Origin of the sequence: Stenotrophomonas sp. EMP41 (assembly GCF_047495535.1) — a bacterium.
In the GTDB taxonomy this organism is placed as follows: domain Bacteria; phylum Pseudomonadota; class Gammaproteobacteria; order Xanthomonadales; family Xanthomonadaceae; genus Stenotrophomonas; species Stenotrophomonas sepilia.
On sequence record NZ_CP179923.1, the window covers coordinates 207736 to 226551 of the forward strand.

Genomic DNA, 18816 nt, shown 5'->3' on the forward strand with positions numbered 1-18816 from the left:
GCTCCCCGATCCGGCCTCAGGCCTTCTTGATCAGGAAATCTTCCGGCTTCTTGTTGCCCTTGGCGGTCAGTTCAGCCATCCAGCGCGGCTGCTTGCCACGGCCGGTCCAGGTTTCCTTGGGGTTGGCCGGGTTGCGGTACTTCGGGGCAACCTTGCCCAGCTTGCGGCCGGCGGTCTTCGACGGCGCCTTGGCGGCCGGGGCGGCCTTGCGGGCACGCGTGGCCGGGGCGCTGCCGAACAGTTCTTCGATGGTGTAACCCTCGGTCTTGGCCAGCTTGGTCAGCTGGGCCCGGACCTTGGTGATCGGCCGGCGCTTGGCGACGATGGTCTGCTGCTTCTTCGCGGTACGGATCAGGGCGCCCAGCTCGCGTGCTGACAGGCCGGTCAGGTCAATGCTCATTTACGGTTACTCCGGAAACTAATGTGTGGACGGGACAAGCCAGTCCATGGCGTCGGCGGACAGAATAGAGATGAATTAATCACAGCACAAATGCAGGCGGGTCATGGCGTGGCGGCATGCAGACGCCGTCGCGGTGATTTTGACCGGATTATGTCCGCTGCAATATCGGGGAAGGCCGCGGCAAAAAAAAGACCGGGGCAGGCCCCGGTCGTTTTTGCTGATCAGCCCTGCAGTCGCTGCAGCAGGGTGGCCTTGTCCAGGCTCTCCGCCTCGCTGGCGCGGCGCGCGCGGTACTCGTAGGTACCGGCGGCCAGGCCGCGTTCGCTGACCACCACGCGGTGCGGGATGCCGATCAGTTCCATGTCGGCGAACATCGCGCCCGGGCGCAGGCCGCGATCGTCGAGCGCGGCGTCCAGGCCCGCGTCGCGCAGCTCCTGCAGCAGGCTGGCCGCGGCATCGGCCACGGCGGCATCGCCCTTCGGGTTGATCACGCACACCACGACCTGCCACGGCGCCATCGCGTCCGGCCAGATGATGCCGGCCTCGTCATGGTTCTGTTCGATCGCGGCAGCCACCACGCGCGAGATGCCGATGCCGTAGCAGCCCATCGCCATCACCGCCGCCTTGCCGTTTTCATCCAGCACGGTGGCATCCAGCGCTTCGGCGTACTTGCGGCCCAGCTGGAACACGTGGCCGACTTCGATGCCACGGGCGATCTTCAGTTCACCGCCGTCCACGGCACGATCACCGGCACGCACGTTGCGGATGTCGGCCACTTCCGGTTCCGGCAGGTCGCGGCCCCAGTTGACGCCGGCCAGGTGGAAACCGGCCTCGTTGGCGCCGACGACGAAGTCGGCCATTGCCGCCACTTCGCGATCGGCGACCACGCGGATGGCCTTGGCCGGGGCGACCGGGCCGAGGAAGCCCGGCACGCTGCCCAGGTACTCGGCGATTTCCGCCTCGCTGGCGAAGCGCTGCTCGTCCAGCCCGGCCACCTTGGCCAGCTTGATCTCGTTGACCTCATGGTCGCCACGCACCAGCACCAGCACGAACTGCTGTGCCTCGCCTTCGCCGGCGATCAGTGCCACCGACTTCACCGTGCGCTGCAGGTCGATGCCGAGCAGGGCCGCGACGTCCTCGCAGGTCTTCTGGGTGGGGGTATCCACCTTGCGCATCGTTTCGGTGGCGGCCGCACGCGGTGCCGGATCGGCGGCGATCGCCGCCTCCATGTTGGCCGCGTAGTCCGAACCGGTGGAGAACACCAGTGCGTCTTCGCCGGAGTCGGCGATCACGTGGAACTCCTGCGAGGCATCGCCACCGATCGCGCCGGAGTCCGCCTGCACCATGCGGAAGTCCAGGCCGAGGCGGGTGAAGATGCGGCTGTAGGCCGACTTCATGTTCTCGTACTCGCGCACCAGGCACTCATCGTGCAGGTGGAACGAATAGGCGTCCTTCATCAGGAACTCGCGCGCGCGCATCACGCCGAAGCGCGGGCGGATCTCGTCGCGGAACTTGGTCTGAATCTGGTAGAAGTTCACCGGCAGCTGCTTGTAGCTGGACAGCTCGCTGCGCGCGAAGTCGCAGGCGGCTTCTTCGGCGGTCGGGCTGTAGCAGAACACCTGGTCCTTGCGGTCCTTGATCTTCAGCAGCTGCGGGCCGAACTTCTGCCAGCGGCCGGTCTGCTCCCACAGTTCCTTCGGCTGGATGGTCGGGATCTGGAATTCCACCGCGCCGGCCCGGTCCATTTCCTCGCGAACGATGCGCTCGACCTTGCGCAGCACGCGCAGGCCCAGCGGCGACCAGGTGTACAGGCCCGATGCAAGCTTGCGGATCATGCCCGCGCGCAGCATCAGCCGATGGCTGGTCAGCTCGGCGTCGCTGGGGGTTTCCTTGGTGGTGTGCAGGTGGAACTGGGAGAGGCGCATCGTCGGCTTCGGATAACGGCAGAGACGTCTATTCTGCCAGCCCGGCCGGGGGGAGGGGTATCGGCAGGGCTGCGCCCTGCACCTGCGGGTAGTGCCGGCCGCTGGCCGGCAACCTCAGAAGCAACAGCCGAAGCAACAGCGGGTTTCCCGTGGGATGGCGGGGTGGGTCCGGTTACGGGGGACGCCGTAAATCCGTCCATGGAGGCTCGGTCGCGCCATCCATGGCGCTCACGCCCCCGCAACCGGACCCACCCCGCCTTCGACAGCTTCCTGCGAGCTGTCGGAATGGCTCCTGGGGTCAGATCCGTTTTCCGCAGGAAAACGGATCTGACCCCGGATTCAATTCGAGATCCGACAGATTTCATCCACGCATGGCGTGGATCTACTGGCCACCGGGGATCTGTCGGGGGGGGTGCGGTGTCGGATTGCGGGGTGTCAGCCGCATGGATGCGGCTGCCAAGCCGACATGGACGTACTTGCGGCGTCCCCGCAATCCGACACCGCCCCGCCATTCCACGGAATGCCCGCTTTTGACGTTGCCGTTGCTTGCAGCCTCTGCAGGTGCAGGGCGCAGCCCTGCCGATACCCTTAACCGGCCGGTGGGCAGTACGCCTTGATGGCGGCTTCGGCCAATCCCTTCTGCGCGGTGTGCTGCTCCGGGGTCAACGGGGTATCGGCCTTGCCATCACCATCGGTGTCCTGCATCACCTGGCCACCGCCGTCCAGCAGGGCCAGGTTGGCCCGGGCCGTGCTGCACTGCTCGGGAACCGGCGCGGCCGGGGTCTCGGTGCTGGCCGCGGCCTGCGGGGTGCGGGTCTGCTCGCGGGTCTCGTACTTCTTGCCCGCCGGTGGGGTCTCCGAGTACTGGGTCACGCCATGGGCGTCCTTCCATTTGTACACGGGACCGGCCACGGCGTTGGCACTGGCCAACAGCAGCAGGCATCCAAGGCAGGACAGGGCACGCATGGCAAACTCCACGGAATGGGCGCAGAACGCCGATTGCAGCATTGGCGCCGACCGCTGGCAAGTCGATTAAACTGGATTCCATGGACCCGATCACACCGCCGCCGCGCTCGCGCACGATTTACCTGTTGCCCAACCTGTTCACCACCGCCGGCCTGTTCTCCGGTTTCTACGCGATCATCGCCGCGGCCAACGGGGATTTCGTCAACGCCAGCATCGCCGTGTTCGTGGCGGCGGTGATGGATGGCCTGGACGGGCGCGTGGCACGGCTGACCGGCACCAGCAGCGAATTCGGCGTGCAGTACGACTCGCTGGCCGACCTGGTCAGCTTCGGCATGGCCCCGGCGCTGGTGATGTACCACTGGTCGCTGTCGTGGCTGAAGTTCGACGATCCGCTGCTGGGCCGTGTGGGCTGGGCCGTGGCCTTCCTGTATGCGGCCTGCGCGGCGCTGCGCCTGGCCCGCTTCAATACGCAGGTGGCGGTGGTCGACAAGCGCTGGTTCGTCGGCCTGGCCAGCCCGGCCGCGGCAGGCCTGATGATGTCCTTTGTCTGGGCGTTTGCCGACGGCAATCTGGGCTGGGACGGCAACCAGCTGCGCTACGTGGCGCTGGCGGTGACGATCATCGCTGCGCTGCTGATGGTCAGCCGTATCCGTTTCTGGAGCTTCAAGGGCGGCGCTGCCAAGGGCACCCGTTCGGATCGCGTGCCGTTCCTGGTACTCGCCCTGGTGCCGGTGGCCATCGCCATCGCGGTGATCGACCTGCCGCGCGTGCTGTTCGCGGTTGGCATCCTGTACGCCTTGTCCGGCCCGGTGATGTGGGCCGCGCAGCGCCTGCGCAAGAAGCCCGAGGCCGCGTGAGCCAGGACCTGCCCGTGCTGTGGTCACCGGCCCAGCAGGCCTGGCTGCAGGCCATGGGCTATACCGTCTATCACGACGGCCAGCTGGCCGCCGGGCTGGATGCCGCATTGCAGTTGAGCGTGGCCGAAGCCGAGGCCAGTGTTGCCCCGCCGGAGCCGGTGCGGGCCGCTGTGCCGCCGCGCGATGCCCACGCCGCCCCCGCAACCGCAGTACGCGCGGAACGCCCGGCACCGCCGCGCCGCGAAACGCCGGTCAGTGCCCCGGATACCGTGCCGGCGGCTGAGCGCCCGCTGCCCAGCGGCAACGCACGCCAGCCGGTGGTGCGCCTGCCCGATCGCCTGCAGATCGCACTGCTGCGCGCCTCCGGCTGCAACCCGAACGACCCGGCCACCCAGGTACTGATGGACAGCTGGCCGCTGGACCAGCTGCGCCGCGACCCGGCCGCCAAGCGTGCGCTGTGGCCGCAGCTGCGTGCCCTGCGCAAGCGGGGCACGCCGTGAGCGCGGTGACCCGGCCCGGCCCGGTCAGCCTGCGTGCGCTGCGCGAGAGCGACCTCAATGCGGTGATGGCGATCGAACTGCGCGGCTATCCTTTTCCCTGGACCCGCGGCATCTTCATCGACTGCCTGCGCGCCGGTTATCCCGGCCTGGCGATGGAGCGCGATGGCCTGCTGATTGGCTATGGCGTGCTCAGCATCGCCGCCGATGAAGCGCACGTGCTCAACATCTGCATCGACCCGCTGGCACAGTCGCGCGGGCTGGGCCGCCAGCTGCTGCGCGCGCTGGTGCAATTGGCCGCCGACCGTGGCGCCCAGCGCGTCTTCCTGGAGGTGCGTCCGTCCAATACGCCGGCGCTGGCGCTGTACCACAGCGAAGGCTTCAACGAGATCGGCCGCCGCCCGCGCTACTACCCGGCCGCACAGGGCCGCGAGGACGCGGTGGTGATGGCGATCGAGCTGGTCGACGGTGACCTGCAGGTGATGCCGCCGCTGTGACGGAGAAGGGTGCCGGCCAGCGGCCGGCACTACCGCTAGCCGCCAACCTTGGTTGGCACGCTCTGCTCACGCCAGCCGCAACGCCAGCACGCCACCGACGATGAGCGATGCCGCCAGCCAGCGCGCGCGCGGAATCCGCTCGCGCAGCAGGAACACCGAGATCAGCAGCGCGAACAGGATCGAGGATTCGCGCAGCGCCGAAATCATTGCCACCGGCGCCTGGGTCATGGCCCACAACGCCATTGCATAGGAGGCGGTGGTGCCGACGCCACCGGCCAGTCCCAGCGGCCAATGCCGCCGCGCATAGTCCAGCACCGCGCCGCCGCGCGTGTACAACGCCCACAGCGGCAGCGGAATGCCCGACAGCAGGAACAACCACAACGTGTAGCTGAGCGCGCTGCCGGACTGGCGCGCACCCTGCGCATCGACCAGCGTGTAGGTGGCGATCATCGCTGCGGTCAGCAGCGGCAGGCGCAGTTGGCCGCCACGCGCACCCACTGCCATGCACAGGATGCCGGTGCTCACCAGCACCACACCCAGCCACGCTGCAGCGGGCAACGGCTCACCGAGCAGGGTGCCCGCCAGTGCGACCAGGATCGGCGCGCTGCCACGCATCAGCGGGTAGGCCAGGCTCATGTCGACCTGCTGGTAACAGCGTGCGACCAGCCCGTAATAGGTCACCTGCAACAGCACCGACGCGCCCAGCCAGGGCCAGCTGTGCGCGGCGGGGAAAGGCAGGAAGGGCAGGGCGGCGGCCGACAGCAGCGCGGCGCTGCCGGTGACCAGCACGGTGCCGAGGAACTTGTCCGGCCCGCGCTTGACGATCGCATTCCAGCTGGCATGCAGTGCCGCAGCGGCGAGAACCAGCAGGAAGATCGAAAGAGGCATCCGGCGATGATGCCATGCGGGGGAAATGGAAACGCCGGGCATCGCCCGGCGTTTCCCATTCCGCTTGGGTGGGTGCCAACCTCTCCCGCCGTGGCAGGTGCCAACCTTGGTTGGCACGCACCGCAGCGCGGCGTTACAGCTTCGCGCGCTGTTCGCGCAGGCCGGCCAGCTGGGTGTTCCAGTCGGCCAGGCGCACGCGTTCCTGCTCGACCACGGCCGGCGGCACCTTGTCGGTGAACTTGGCCAGCTTGGTCTCGCTCTTCGCCTTTTCGGCTTCGACGCGGGCGATTTCCTTGTCCAGGCGCACGCGCTCGGCATCAAGATCGACCAGGCCTTCCAGCGGCACCAGCAGCTTCAGCTCGCCCACGATCGCGGCGGCCGCCGGCGGTGCGCTTTCGCCTTCGGCCAGCCACTGGATACTGTCCAGCTTCAGCAGGAACGACAGCGAGGTGCTGAAGCGTTCGATGCGCACGCGGTCCTGCGCCAGGCCGGCCTGCAGGCGCAGCGGCACCTGCTTGGACGGTGCGACGTTCAGTTCGCTGCGCACGCGACGCACCGCGCTGATCACCGCCTTCAGCCATTCCACGTCGGCCTCGGCCTGGGCGAAATCACCGGCGAATTCGGCGGCGGTCGGGTAGGGGCGCAGCGACAGCGTGGTTTCGGCCAGGCCCAGGCGGGGGGCCAGCTGCTGCCACAGCTGTTCGGTGATGAACGGCGTCAGCGGGTGCAGCAGGCGCAGCAGCGCTTCCAGCACGTACAGCAGGGTGTGGCGGGTGCTTTCGGCGTCTGCGGCGTCGGCGCCGTTCAGTGCCGGCTTGCTCAGTTCCAGGAACCAGTCGCAGAACGCGTTCCAGGCGAATTCGTACAGACACTGCGCCAGCAGGTCGAAGCGGTAGGCGGCGAAATGCCCCTGTGCCTCGGCGGTGGTGGCGGCCAGGCGGGCGAGGATCCAGCGCTCGGCATCGGTGCGCGGCTTGGGCACGCCGGTGAACGCAGCGCCCTCGGTGTTCATCAGGGCGAAGCGGCTGGCGTTCCAGAGCTTGTTGCAGAAGTTCTTGTAGCCCTCGGCGCGGTTCATGTCGAACTTGATGTCGCGGCCGTGGGTGGCCAGCGCGGCGATGGTGAAGCGCAGCGCATCGGCACCGTGGGCAGCAATGCCGTCCGGGAATTCCTTGCGGGTGGCCTTCTCGATCTTCTCGACCATCTTCGGCTGCATCAGGCCGCCGGTACGCTTGGCGACCAGGTCGTCGATGGTGATGCCGTCGATGATGTCCAGCGGGTCGAGCACGTTGCCCTTGCTCTTGGACATCTTCTGGCCCTGGCCGTCGCGGATCAGGCCGGTGAAGTAGACATCCTTGAACGGGATCTTCCCGACCAGGTTGTCGGTGGCCATGATCATGCGCGCCACCCAGAAGAAGATGATGTCGAAGCCGGTGATCAGCACCGACGATGGCAGATAGCGGTCGAAGCCGCGCTCGGCCATGGCCTGCTCGTTCGGCCAGCCCAGGGTGGAGAACGGCCACAGCTGCGAGGAGAACCAGGTCTCCAGCACGTCGCTTTCCTGGTTCAGCACCACGTCGCTGCCCAGGTTGTGCTTCGCGCGCACTTCCGCTTCGCTGCGACCGACGTAGCAGCTGCCGGTGGCGGCATCGAACCACGCCGGGATGCGGTGGCCCCACCACAGCTGGCGGCTGATGCACCAGTCCTGGATGTTGTTCATCCAGTGGCGGTAGGTGTTGATCCAGTTCGGCGGCACGAAGGAAATGCTTCCGTCCTCGACCAGTTCCAGGCCACGCCTGGCCAGGTCGTCCATCTTCACGAACCACTGGTCGGTCAGGTACGGCTCGATCACCTGGCCGGTACGGTCACCGCGCGGCACCTGCAGTTTGTGTGCCTTGGTCTCGACCAGGATGCCCAGGTCTTCCAGTTCGGCCAGCACCGCCTTGCGCGCGGCGTAGCGGTCCAGGCCCTGGAAGCGCTCCGGCGCGTTTTCGTTCAGCGCTGCCACCGGGGTGAACAGGTTGATCATCGGCAGGCTGTGGCGCACGCCCACTTCGTAGTCGTTGAAATCATGCGCCGGGGTGACCTTGACCACGCCGGTGCCGAACGCGCGGTCCACGTAGTCGTCGGCGATCACCGGCACGCGGCGGCCGGTCAGCGGCAGCACCACGCTCTTGCCGATCAGGTGCGCATAGCGCTCATCTTCCGGATGCACCATCACCGCGGTATCGCCCAGCAGCGTTTCCGGGCGGGTGGTGGCGACGACCAGGTAGTCGCGGGTTTCGCGCAGGGTTTCCACGCCGTCGGCATCGCGCTCGACGTGCTCGTAGCTCAGGCCTTCGTCCAGCGTGTAGGCGATCGACCACAGGAAGCCGTCTTCCTCGGCGCTCTCCACTTCCAGGTCGGAAATGGCGGTCTTCAGCACCGGGTCCCAGTTCACCAGGCGCTGGCCGCGGTAGATCAGGCCCTGCTCGTACCAGCGCACGAAGGCTTCATTGACCGCCGCCGACGGCTGCGGGTCCATGGTGAAGGTGCTGCGCGACCAGTCGGCGGAAGTGCCAAGGCGGCGCATCTGGCGTTCGATGGTGTCGCCGGACTGCTGCTTCCACTCCCAGACCTTGCCGATGAAGCCTTCGCGGCCCAGCGAATCGCGGGTCTCGCCCTTGCCTTCCAGCGCCAGGTTGCGGCTGACCACCATTTCGGTGGCGATGCCGGCGTGGTCGGTACCGACCTGCCACAGCGTGTCGTAGCCGCGCATGCGGTGGTAGCGCACCAGCGCGTCCATCAGGGTCTGCTGGAAGGCGTGGCCCATGTGCAGGGTGCCGGTCACGTTCGGCGGCGGCAGCAGGATGGTGTACGGCTCGCCCGTGCCGGACGGCTTGAAGTGGCCGGCCTTCTCCCAGGCCTCGTAGAGGTCGGTCTCGAAGGACTTCGGGTCGTAGCTGGAGGCGAGTTGGGTCATGCGGGGGAACCAGGAGGTAATCGTTGAAGGATCAGGGCGCGGCGGCGGCCCATCAAGGGGGCCGCGGCGCGCTCACATGTCGTGCTTGTTCAGGGCGTAACCGGCGGCCTTGTACTGGCGCCAGCGCTCGCGCAGCGGTTCGCGCGCTTCCGGATCGGCCGGCACCACTTCCAGCACGCGCTCGCACTGGCCCAGCCAGGGCTCGTCGCGCAGGTTGATCACCAGCGGACGCGCCGGTGCCTCGGTGCCGGGTACCGCGATCAGTACCAAGGCCTCTTCCTCGTCCATGTCTTCGCCGGCGATCTGGTGCGGGATGTAGGCGTCGTTGTCGAACGCCCACAGCAGCTCGTCCAGCTCCTCGGCCTGGGCCTGGTCACGGGCCAGCACCAGGGTGAACAACCCGGCGTCGTTGGCCTTGCGCGCCAGCTCACAGACCAGGCGCAGCGGCTCGGTCAGGAAGCGGGGCTTGGCGATCAGGTAGAAGTCGGCGCGGGGCATGGCAGGGTCCGGGTCAGGCAGGGGCCCGGCAGTGCCGGGCGAGGCCCCGGCCGGCATCTGCCGGCCAGGGTCGGGTACGGCATCAGGCGCGGGCGGCCTGGTCCAGCAGCCACTGGCTCAGCAGGCCGACCGGGCGGCCGGTGGCCATGCCACGCTTGCCTTCATCGCTGGCCACGCCGGCGATGTCCAGGTGGGCCCAGCGCTGGCCTTCGGCGAAGCGCGACAGGAAGCAGCCGGCGGTGATCGCACCAGCCCAGCGGCCACCGATGTTGTAGACGTCGGCGAAGGTCGAATCCAGCATCGGCTGGTACTCGTCCCACAGCGGCAGGCGCCAGGCGCGGTCGAACACGTGCTCGCCGGCGGCCAGCAGCTCGTTGGCCAGGTCATCGTGCTTGCTCATCAGGCCGGCGGTCTGGTGGCCGAGGGCGACCATGCAGGCACCGGTCAGGGTGGCGACGTCGACCAGCGCGGCCGGCTCGAAGCGCTGCGCGTAGGTCAGCGCGTCGCACAGGATCAGGCGGCCTTCGGCGTCGGTGTTGCCCACTTCGATGGTCTTGCCCGACATCGAGGTGATCACGTCCGACGGACGATAGGCGTTGCCATCGATGGCGTTTTCCACCGCCGGGACCACCACGACGAGGTTCAGCGGCAGCTTGGCCTTGACCGCCGCGACGAAGGTGCCGATGACGTTGGCGCCACCGCACATGTCGTACTTCATTTCCTCGATGCCGCCCTGGGTCTTCAGGTTGACGCCACCGGTATCGAAGGTGATGCCCTTGCCGACCAGCACATAGGGCTTGGCGTCGCCTGCACCGGTCCACTTCAGCACGACCAGGCGCGGGCGGTTGGCCGAGCCACGGGCCACGGCCAGCAGCGAGCCCATGCCCAGGGCTTCCATCTGGTGCTCGTCGAGGATCTCGGCTTCGGCACCGTCGTGCTCGCCGGCGAACTTCACGCCCACGTCGGCCAGATAGGCCGGGGTGCAGTAGTTCGGCGGCAGGTTGCCCAGCTCGCGGGCGAACTCGACACCGGCGGCGATGGCCTGGCCCTGGGCCAGCGCCTGCGCGTCGTCACCGGCGATGGCCAGCTGGGCCAGGCCCGCGTCGTCGGCCTTCTTCTTGCCCAGGGTGGCGGTGTAGCGGTAGGCGGCGTGATCGGCGGCGATCACCGCCTGGCGGATCGCCCAGGCCGCGTCGCGGTCCTTCACCGCCACTTCGGACAGGGTGAACAGCGCGCTGCGGGTGGCGCCGGCCTTCAGCGCGCGCACGGCGTCGCCCACGGCCTTCAGGTACTGCGGCACGCCGAAACGGGCGGCTTCACCGAGGCCGACCACCAGCACGCGCGGGGCGGTCACGCCCGGCAGGTCGTGCAGCAGGGTGGTCGCGCCGGTCTTGCCGGACAGGTCGCCACGCTGGGCCAGGGCGGCCAGGCGACCACCGCTGGCGGCATCCAGGGCCTGCGCGGCCGGGGTCAGGGTATGGTCGGCATACGCGCCGACCACCAGGCAATCAACGGTGGCGGCGGCCGGAGCAACGTGGTTCAGGGTGAATTCGAGGGCCATTGAGCAGATTCCATTGGCGAGTCCGTACAATCGCAGGCCGTTTACGCCCAGACAGTAGACTGGGCGGCACCGCGAACGAACCCCAGAGTTTAAACCACCGCCCCATGCTGAAGCTCGACCGATACCTGCTGGGCGATTTCGTCCAGAGTTTCCTGGCTACCCTGATCGTCCTGCTGGTGGTCAGCGTGGGCGGCGTGCTGGTGGACATCCTCGGCAACATCGCCGACGGGCGGCTGCCGGCCAAGCTGCTGTTCTCCCAGCTGGGCCTGCAGTTCATCGCCTACCTGCCGCTGATCCTGCCGCTGGCACTGATGCTGGGCCTGCTGCTGGCCGTGGCGCGGCTGTACCGCGACTCGGAAATGGCGGTCATCACCGCCATTGGTGTCGGCCCCAAGCGACTGCTGCGGCCGCTGCTGATGCTGGTGGTGCCGGTGGTGCTGCTGGTCGGCGCCTGCTCGCTGTGGCTGGGCCCGTGGGCGGGCCGGGTGGCCGAGCAGATGATCATCGAGGCCAACCGCAGCGTGCTGATGGCCGGCCTGGAGCCGGGCCGGTTCACGCCGCTGCCCAATGGCGGCGTGGTCTACCTGTCCTCGATCTCGCCTGACGGCACCGAGCTCGGCAAGGTGTTCCTGCAGCGGCAGAAGGACGATCGCCTGGAAGTGGTGTCGGCCAACAGTGGCCGCATGTACTTCGAGGGCACCCGCCAGCGTTTCCTGGAGCTGGATGATGGCCACCAGGTGGAAGGCCCGGTGGCCGCTGGGCTGGATTACCGGCTGGCGACCTTCGCCCGCAACGACGTGGCCCTGCCCGATGGCGCACAGACCCGCACCGAGGACGACCCGGAACTGATGCCGACCCTGCAGCTGATCGGCGATGCACGGCCGCAGGCGCAGGCGCAGCTGCATCGCCGGCTGGCACCGCCGCTGATCGCGCTGGCGTTCGCCCTGCTGACCGTGCCGCTGGGCCGCAGCTCACCGCGCCAGCAGCGCTACGGCCGCATGATGCTGGCCCTGCTGGCCTACATGGTGGGCACCAACCTGATGTTCATCGGCAGCGGCTGGATTGCCAACGGCAAGATTCCGCCCGCGCTCGGCCTGTGGTGGTTGACCCTGCCGCTGCTGGCGCTGTCGATCTGGATGTATGTACGTGATGGCCGCCTGGGCCGTCCGAAGGGAGCCCGCGCATGAGGCTGCGCCCGATGCGTTTCGACCTGTACCTGGGCCGGTCGGTGTTCACCACCGTGCTGCTGACCTGGGCGGTGCTGGTGGGCCTGGACGTGGTGATGGCCTTCTCCGGCGAGTTCAAGGACATCGGCAAGAACGGCTACACCCTGGGGCATGCCGCCGCGTGGGTGCTGTACACGGTGCCGCGCCGCGCCTACACCATGTTCCCGACGGCCGCGGTGATCGGCGCACTGATGGGCCTGGGCCAGCTGGCCGCGACCTCGGAGCTGACCGCATTGCGTGCACTGGGCCTGTCGCGCAAGCGCCTGAGCGTTTCGGTGGCGATTGCGCTGTCGCTGCTGACCGCGGTGATGGTGCTCAGCGCCGAGACGCTGGGCCCCTGGGGCCAGGACCGCGCCGATGCGCTGAAGTCCAGCGCCAAGTGGGGGCGGGATATTGCCACTACCCGTTACTCGGGGCTGTGGGCGCGCGAAGGCGACACCTTCCTCAATGCGCAGAGCGGCGAGGAGCAGCTGGTGGGCGACAAGGGCACGCGGCTGATCCTGCGCGATGTGCGCCTGTACCGGGTCGCCGAAGACGGCAAGATCGCCTCGTTGACCCACGCCGCCACCGCCGAGCACGACAAGGACGGCTGGGTGTTGACCGGCGTGCGCCGCGACACCTTTGGCGAGCGCTCGGCAACCCGTCAGGAAGTGGCACGTGAGCCCTGGAACTCGAAGTTGGACCCGGCCGCGCTGGCGACCGGCATCGCCAAGCCGCGCAACCTCAGCGTGTCCGAGCTCAGCACCAGCATTGCCTACCGCGAACGCAACGGGCTGGACGCGCGCGATTTCGAGGATGTGTACTGGAGCCGCTGGTTCTATCCGGTGAACGTGCTGGCCCTGTGCCTGGCGGCGGTGCCGTTCGCGTTCGGATCGCTGCGCAGCGGCGGCATGGGCAAGCGCCTGTTCCTGGGCATCCTGTTCGCATTGGGCTTCTGGCTGCTGCAGCTGTTCTTCGGCCGCATGGCCGGCGCGCTGAAGTTCGATTACCGCATTGCCTACGCGTTGCCGCCGATCGTGATGCTGGCGGTGTCCGGACTGCTGTTCCGGCGCAAGTCGGGCTGATCCTGAGTGTTGTAGAGCCGAGCCTGTGCTCGGCTGTCACGTACAGTGCGGAAAGCAGCCGAGCACGGGCTCGGCTCTACAGACAGCGCCTTACCGTTTCGGCATGCGCACCAGGCGGGTGCCGCTGGCGCGGTCGTGCCAGGTCAGCCGTTGGCGGTCGATCCAGGCCCACCAGAATCCCAGCCCGCCCAGCAGCAGTGACAGCGTGCCTACCGCAAAGCGCAGCCACAGCTGGCTGCGCCGCAACGGCGCGCCATCGATTGATTGCACTTTCAGCCGCCACGGTCGCATGCCCAGGGTCTGTCCGCCACGGCGCCAGCTGGCCGTGGCGTACCACCCCGTGACCGCCCAGCACACCGCCCACAGCAGCCACTGCCAGGCACTGAACGGCGCGATGTTCTCGCGCTGTGCGTGGCCGCTGAAGGTGTAGGCGAGGGTGAACAGCGTGCCGGCCAGCATCCACAGTGCCAGCACCGGCAGTGCGTCGTAGACCATCGCCAGCACGCGCCACAGCAGCAATGCGCGCGGATGGAGCATTTCGGTAGCGGCCGCAGGGGCCGTGTCGGTGGCAGGGCGGGACATGCGCCGAGCATACGCAAAGCTGGCCGTGCCCGCAGTGGCCCTCGTATCCTGCATGCATGGCCCTTGTCTCCACCCCCGCCGAACGCCGCCAGCTGGTCCAGCAACTGCCCGAGCTTCGCGCCGACGACAGCGTGCGCATCCAGCGCTTCCTCGATGCGATCTGGGCCGAGAACGGCCTGGCCCGTGCCACGCTCGACAGCTACCGGCGTGACCTCGAAGGGTTGGCGCGCTGGATGGATGGACGCGACGGTGGCCTGGCCGGCATCGAGCGTCCCGGACTGTTCGAGTATCTGGCCTGGCGCACCCGGCATGGCTGGTCGCCGCGCAGCAATGCGCGCCTGCTGTCGGCGTTGCGGGCGTTCTTCGCCGATGCGGTCCGCCGTGGCGAACGCAGCGAGGACCCGAGTGCGCTGCTGGATCCGCCGAAGCTGCCACGGTTGTTGCCCAAGGCCCTGGCCGAGAGCCAGGTCGATGCGCTGCTGGCGGCCCCGGACATCGACAGCCCACTGGGCCTGCGCGATCGCGCCATGCTGGAACTGATGTATGCCGCCGGCCTGCGCGTGAGCGAGCTGGTGTTGCTGCCGGCCACGGCAGTCAACCTGCGCCAGGGCGTGCTGCGGGTCACCGGCAAGGGCAGCAAGGAACGGCTGGTGCCGCTGGGCGAGGAATCCCAGCACTGGCTGGAGCGTTACCTGCAGCAGTCGCGCCCGCAGCTGGTCGGCAAGGGCAAGGTGCATGCCCTGGCGGATGGGCAGACCCCGTTGTTCATCGAACCGACGCTGCATGCGCTGACCCGGCAGGCGTTCTGGCATCTGGTCAAGCGCCACGCACAGGTGGCCGGCATCGACCCGGCGCGGATCAGCCCGCATGGCCTGCGGCACAGCTTCGCCACCCATCTGCTCAACCGCGGTGCCGACCTGCGCGCGCTGCAGATGCTGCTTGGCCACAGTTCCTTGTCGACCACCCAGATCTACACCCTGGTCGCGCGCGAGCACCTGCAGAAGCTGCACGCCCGCCACCATCCGCGCGGCTGACCGCCGGGCTGAATCGCTGCCCGGGGCCGTGCCGGGCGTCGCCGCCCGGTACCGGCGGCTGTGTCAGAATCCGGGGTCTTCTTCTGTCGCGGACCGCTCCATGCTCCGATTTGCCATCGCCGCCGTGTTCGGTGCGCTCAGCCTGACCGCCTGCGCCCAGCCGGCTCCACCGGCCGCCAAGGCACCCGCCGCCGCTGCGGCCAAGGCCAGTCCGGCCGCGAATGCGCCCGCCGACCAGGCGGTACGCGCCGCACTGACCGCGTTGAACCCCGGTTTCCAGGTGGACTACATTGGCGCCGCGCCGTTCCCCGGCTTCCGCGAGGTCGTCGTTTCAGGCCAGCTTCTGTATGTGTCCGATGACGGCCGCTATCTGTTCCAGTCTCAGCCCTACGACACACGTGCCAAGGGCCCGGCCAACAGCGAAGGCCTGCTCGGCTACCGTCGCGGCCTGCTGGCCAAGGCCAACCATGGCGATCGCATCGTGTTCGCCGCGCCGAACGCCAAGTACACCATCAGCGTGTTCACCGACATCGAGTGCGGCTACTGCCGCAAGCTGCACCAGGACATCGCCGAGCTCAACCGCAACGGCATCACCGTCGAATACCTGGCGTTCCCGCGCATGGGCCTGGGCAGCAAGGACTACACCGACATGATTTCGGTCTGGTGTGCAGCGGATCGTCGCCAGGCGCTGACCAACGCCAAGCGCGGCGGCAGCGTTCCCGCCAGGAACTGCACCAACCCGGTGGCGATGCAGTACGCGCTGGGCCAGCAGCTGGGCGTGAATGGTACGCCGGCGATCTTCGCGCCGGACGGCACCCAGCTGGGGGGGTACCTGCCGCCGGCACAGCTGCGTGCGGCGTTGGAAAAGCTGTCGGCCAAGCGCTGATCGCCGCCGACCTTTTCTGTAGAGCCGAGCCCATGCTCGGCTGCGCAACCATCAGCCGAGCATGGGCTCGGCTCTACAGGCAGGAAGCCGGGGATGCGTGTCGCATCCCCGGCTTTTTCCTCACTTCAGGCCATCACTGACCGCCTTGGTCAGCGTGCCCTGCGCATCGTCACCGCTGAACTCCCAGACGAACGCGCCGCCCAGGCCCTGGGTCTTCACGTAACCCATCTTGCGGGTGATGTTGGCCGGGGTGTCGAAGCTCCACAGCGTGCTGCCGTTGTAGATCCAGGTGGCGCCGGCGGTGTTGTCGGTGTAGCCCGGCCACGCCAGGTTCTTCAGCACCTTCCAGTCCTCGATGCCGGCTTCATACGTGCCCGGGGCGGCACCGCTGGCGGTCTGGTACAGGCCGTTGTTGGCATTGGCCACGCCGGTCCAGCCACGCCCGTAGTAGCCGATGCCCAGGTTGAGCTTGGCGGCGGGCACGCCACGGCTGATGAAGGCCTCGATGGCGTCGTTGCTGTTGTACAGCTTCTGGTCGCCGGTGGACGGATCATTCGGCGAATCGAACAGCGCCGACTGGTGATTGGTCTTCGCATCCCACGCGCCGTGGAAGTCGTAGGTCATCACGTTGATGTAGTCCAGGTACGGGTGGTACGCCGCCGGATCGGTGACGCGGATCTTGTCGATGCCGGCACCCACCGCCACCGTCAGCAACAGGCCCGGACGCACCGCATCGAGCTGGCGGCGGAACTCGGCCATCAGCGCGGTGAAGTTGGCGTTGTCTTCCGGCTTGCCGCATTCGATGCCGCACGCCACCGGGTATTCCCAGTCGATGTCGATGCCGTCGAACACGCCCAGCGCCGCACCGGCGCCGCCGGCACCGTCGGTCACCGGCAGGTTGCCCTTGATGTAGGCGTCGATGCACGAGGCAACGAAGGCCTGGCGGTTCTCCGGTCGCGCCGCGCTGGAGAAGCCGCGCGACCAGGTCCAGCCACCCAGCGAGATCAGTACCTTCAGGTTCGGATACTTGGCCTTGAGCTGCTTGAGCTGGTTCCAGTTTCCGCGCAGCGGCTGGTCCCAGGTATCGGCGCTGCCGCTGACACTTTCGGCGGCACTGAAGGCCTTGGTGTAGTCGGCGAAGGCATCGCCACCGGCACCACTGTTCGGGTCCGACGGCTGGGTGATGCCCACTTCGCAGCGGTTGTTGCGCACGTTGCCGAACGCGTAGTTGATGTGGGTCAGGCGCGCCGCCGAACCGCTGCTGTCGATGTTCTTGACCCGGTAGTTGCGGCCGTAGATGCCCCACTGGGTGAAGTAGCCGATGACCCGCTTGCCCGTGGTGCCACCGTCACCGGCCAGCGTGGTGGCGCTGATCTCGGTGCCCTGTGCCGACGCATTGCCGGCGTTGTCGCGGGCGCGTACGCGGTAGCGGTAGGTGGTCGACGCAGTCAGCCCGCCATCGACATAGCTGGCACTGGACGGCGAACCGACCAGGCTGCCGTTGCGGTACACGTCGTAGCCGGCCATGCCGCTGCCGCCGGTGTTGTCGGTGGAAGGGCTCCAGCTGAGCGCGATGCTGTTGGCGGTGCGCGTACCGGCCGCCAACCCGCCGGGTACGCTCGGTGCGGTGGTATCGCCGCTGGCGGCGTTGACAGTGATGGTGATGGTCGCCGTGCTGGCAGTGGCATTGTTGTTGTCGGTGGCCACCGCACGCAGGGTGTGGCTGCCGGCGCTGGCGTTGGCCCAGCTGGCTGCATACGGCGCACTGGTGGCCACGCCGAGCGTGCTGCCGTCGCGGAAGAATTCGACCTTGGCGACGCTGCCGTCCGGATCGCTGGCGGTGGCGGTCACGTTCACCGTGCTGCCGGCACTGAAGGTGGCACCGTTGGCCGGCGAGGTCAGGCTGACCACCGGCGGCTGGTTGGTGCCGCTGCCATCGCAGGCACCGAGGTTGGTGTAGTAGGGCGCACCGGCCGGATGGTCCGGCGGCGCGTTCCAGATGTCCTGGTTCGCCCGATAGAGGACGCCTCCTTTCTGCAGGGTATCGCCGGCCCGGTAGATCTTGGCCTGGTCCCACTGGGCCACGCCGGCACAGCTGGCGGCCTGGGCCAGGCCGGGCAGGGCGGCGCTGCCGGCGGCCAGGGCAAGCAGCCAGGCCAGGTGGCGGGGACGACAGCTTCGGGTCGAACGTTCGGCACTGCGCACAATCGGGTCGTACATGGGTGAGTCTCCGATCAAAGGGCGCGCGGGCCCCGATGGCGCCGCGCGTGACGCAGGTCCGGGCATCGCCCGGGAAGGCGACGGAGGGGCCGGACGGAGGCACCTGGGAGGCCGGGGAGAGAGTCCGGCACCAGGTGGGGACAACGTTGTCATCAATTGCGTGGTCAATCCGTGAGCAAGCGCATGGTTCGGGGATTTGGGCGGAGGGCGGCGCTGGCGCGCGGTCGGCGGCCAGCGGCGGTGCCCCTCGTGGCTGGGGGCTTTCCGCGAACAGCAGATTTCTGGGGTTGGCCGGGCGGGTGGGCTGCGCAGGGGACGCCGTGAATACGTCCCTGTAGGCTCGGGCGCGCCATCCATGGCGCTTACGCCCCTGCGCAGCCCACCCGCCCGGCCACGGACAGGTTCCTGCGTGGCCAGCCACGAAAGACAGAACAAGAAATCAAAAGCAAAAGCCGGTCGCTTCGCTCTTCAATGCCTGATTTCTGACATTTTCCTGGTTGCCGGCCAGCGGCCGGCACTACCGCGGAGCATCCACGCATGGCGTGGATCTACCGCAGATCGCGGAAATCTGTCGAAGGCGGGGTGGGTCCGGTGGCGGGGGTGTCCGCGGCATGGATGCCGCGGCCAAGCCCCCAGGGATGGGTTTACGGCGTCCCCCGCCACCGGACCCACCCCGCCATCCCACGGAAATCCCGCTTTTGCTTTGGCAGCTGCTGTTGCCGTTGCCCTGGCCTCGGCGGGGTGCCGGGCGCC

At 68.2% G+C, this 18816-nt stretch carries 16 protein-coding genes; 7 read left to right on the forward strand and 9 right to left on the reverse strand.

Annotation, left to right across the window (positions count from 1 at the left end; translation table 11 throughout):
- Positions 1-16 precede the first annotated feature (16 nt).
- From ACMGRF_RS00955 to ACMGRF_RS00965, 3 genes are all read right to left on the reverse strand, one after another.
- On the reverse strand, positions 17-400 hold the full coding sequence (locus ACMGRF_RS00955; RefSeq protein WP_010480700.1) for an H-NS family nucleoid-associated regulatory protein: 384 nt from the start codon (positions 398-400) through the stop codon (positions 17-19).
- A gap of 221 nt (positions 401-621) precedes the next feature.
- Positions 622-2325: a proline--tRNA ligase gene (locus tag ACMGRF_RS00960; protein ID WP_049416826.1), complete on the reverse strand. Its 1704-nt coding sequence runs from the start codon at positions 2323-2325 to the stop codon at positions 622-624.
- Between the two features lie 588 nt (positions 2326-2913).
- On the reverse strand, positions 2914-3291 hold the full coding sequence (locus ACMGRF_RS00965) for a DUF4124 domain-containing protein (protein WP_049414343.1): 378 nt from the start codon (positions 3289-3291) through the stop codon (positions 2914-2916).
- A gap of 80 nt (positions 3292-3371) precedes the next feature.
- On the opposite strand from ACMGRF_RS00965, the gene pssA reads away from it, so the two are divergent.
- From pssA to rimI, 3 genes are read left to right on the forward strand one after another with little or no spacing between them, the layout of a single operon-like run.
- Complete coding sequence (pssA, locus tag ACMGRF_RS00970; RefSeq protein WP_180880661.1) at positions 3372-4148, forward strand: CDP-diacylglycerol--serine O-phosphatidyltransferase; 777 nt, start codon at positions 3372-3374, stop codon at positions 4146-4148.
- Positions 4145-4648: a hypothetical protein gene (locus ACMGRF_RS00975; protein ID WP_049414340.1), complete on the forward strand. Its 504-nt coding sequence runs from the start codon at positions 4145-4147 to the stop codon at positions 4646-4648. Before pssA ends, ACMGRF_RS00975 begins: the two co-directional genes overlap by 4 nt.
- Positions 4645-5142 (forward strand): ribosomal protein S18-alanine N-acetyltransferase, encoded by a 498-nt coding sequence (gene rimI, locus ACMGRF_RS00980; RefSeq protein ID WP_049414339.1) that lies wholly within the window; start codon positions 4645-4647, stop codon positions 5140-5142. Before ACMGRF_RS00975 ends, rimI begins: the two co-directional genes overlap by 4 nt.
- 66 nt (positions 5143-5208) lie before the next feature.
- Here rimI and ACMGRF_RS00985 read toward each other — a convergent pair whose 3' ends face one another.
- The 4 genes from ACMGRF_RS00985 to ACMGRF_RS01000 all read right to left on the reverse strand — a co-directional run bounded on the left by ACMGRF_RS00985 (position 5209) and on the right by ACMGRF_RS01000 (position 11051).
- A complete protein-coding gene (locus ACMGRF_RS00985) occupies positions 5209-6030 on the reverse strand; it encodes an EamA family transporter (protein ID WP_134709453.1) in 822 nt (273 codons plus the stop codon).
- Positions 6031-6163: 133 nt separating this feature from the next.
- Positions 6164-8992, reverse strand: coding sequence for a valine--tRNA ligase (locus tag ACMGRF_RS00990; RefSeq protein ID WP_414485562.1), 2829 nt, complete (start codon positions 8990-8992; stop codon positions 6164-6166).
- A gap of 72 nt (positions 8993-9064) precedes the next feature.
- The gene (locus ACMGRF_RS00995) at positions 9065-9490 is read right to left on the reverse strand and encodes a DNA polymerase III subunit chi (protein ID WP_049414335.1); all 426 of its coding nucleotides are present in this window, start codon (positions 9488-9490) and stop codon (positions 9065-9067) included.
- Between the two features lie 82 nt (positions 9491-9572).
- Positions 9573-11051 (reverse strand): leucyl aminopeptidase, encoded by a 1479-nt coding sequence (locus ACMGRF_RS01000; protein WP_134709455.1) that lies wholly within the window; start codon positions 11049-11051, stop codon positions 9573-9575.
- A gap of 104 nt (positions 11052-11155) precedes the next feature.
- Between ACMGRF_RS01000 and lptF the strand changes: the two genes are divergently transcribed.
- Together lptF and lptG are read left to right on the forward strand one after the other, a co-directional pair.
- Entirely contained in the window at positions 11156-12238 is a 1083-nt protein-coding gene (gene lptF / locus ACMGRF_RS01005; RefSeq protein ID WP_061480611.1) for an LPS export ABC transporter permease LptF, read from the forward strand.
- Complete coding sequence (gene lptG, locus ACMGRF_RS01010) at positions 12235-13341, forward strand: LPS export ABC transporter permease LptG (protein WP_049414332.1); 1107 nt, start codon at positions 12235-12237, stop codon at positions 13339-13341. Before lptF ends, lptG begins: the two co-directional genes overlap by 4 nt.
- Positions 13342-13431: 90 nt before the next feature.
- Here lptG and ACMGRF_RS01015 read toward each other — a convergent pair whose 3' ends face one another.
- Positions 13432-13923: an RDD family protein gene (locus tag ACMGRF_RS01015; RefSeq protein WP_049439199.1), complete on the reverse strand. Its 492-nt coding sequence runs from the start codon at positions 13921-13923 to the stop codon at positions 13432-13434.
- Positions 13924-13979: 56 nt separating this feature from the next.
- Here ACMGRF_RS01015 and xerD point away from each other — a divergent pair, with 56 nt between their 5' ends.
- Both xerD and ACMGRF_RS01025 read left to right on the forward strand, forming a co-directional pair.
- Entirely contained in the window at positions 13980-14957 is a 978-nt protein-coding gene (xerD, locus tag ACMGRF_RS01020) for a site-specific tyrosine recombinase XerD (protein ID WP_049414329.1), read from the forward strand.
- Between the two features lie 100 nt (positions 14958-15057).
- Positions 15058-15843 (forward strand): thioredoxin fold domain-containing protein, encoded by a 786-nt coding sequence (locus ACMGRF_RS01025; RefSeq protein ID WP_014645882.1) that lies wholly within the window; start codon positions 15058-15060, stop codon positions 15841-15843.
- A gap of 120 nt (positions 15844-15963) precedes the next feature.
- On the opposite strand, the gene ACMGRF_RS01030 is transcribed toward ACMGRF_RS01025, so the two are convergent.
- On the reverse strand, positions 15964-18063 hold the full coding sequence (locus ACMGRF_RS01030; RefSeq protein WP_180880650.1) for a glycosyl hydrolase family 18 protein: 2100 nt from the start codon (positions 18061-18063) through the stop codon (positions 15964-15966).
- Positions 18064-18816: the final 753 nt, after the last annotated feature.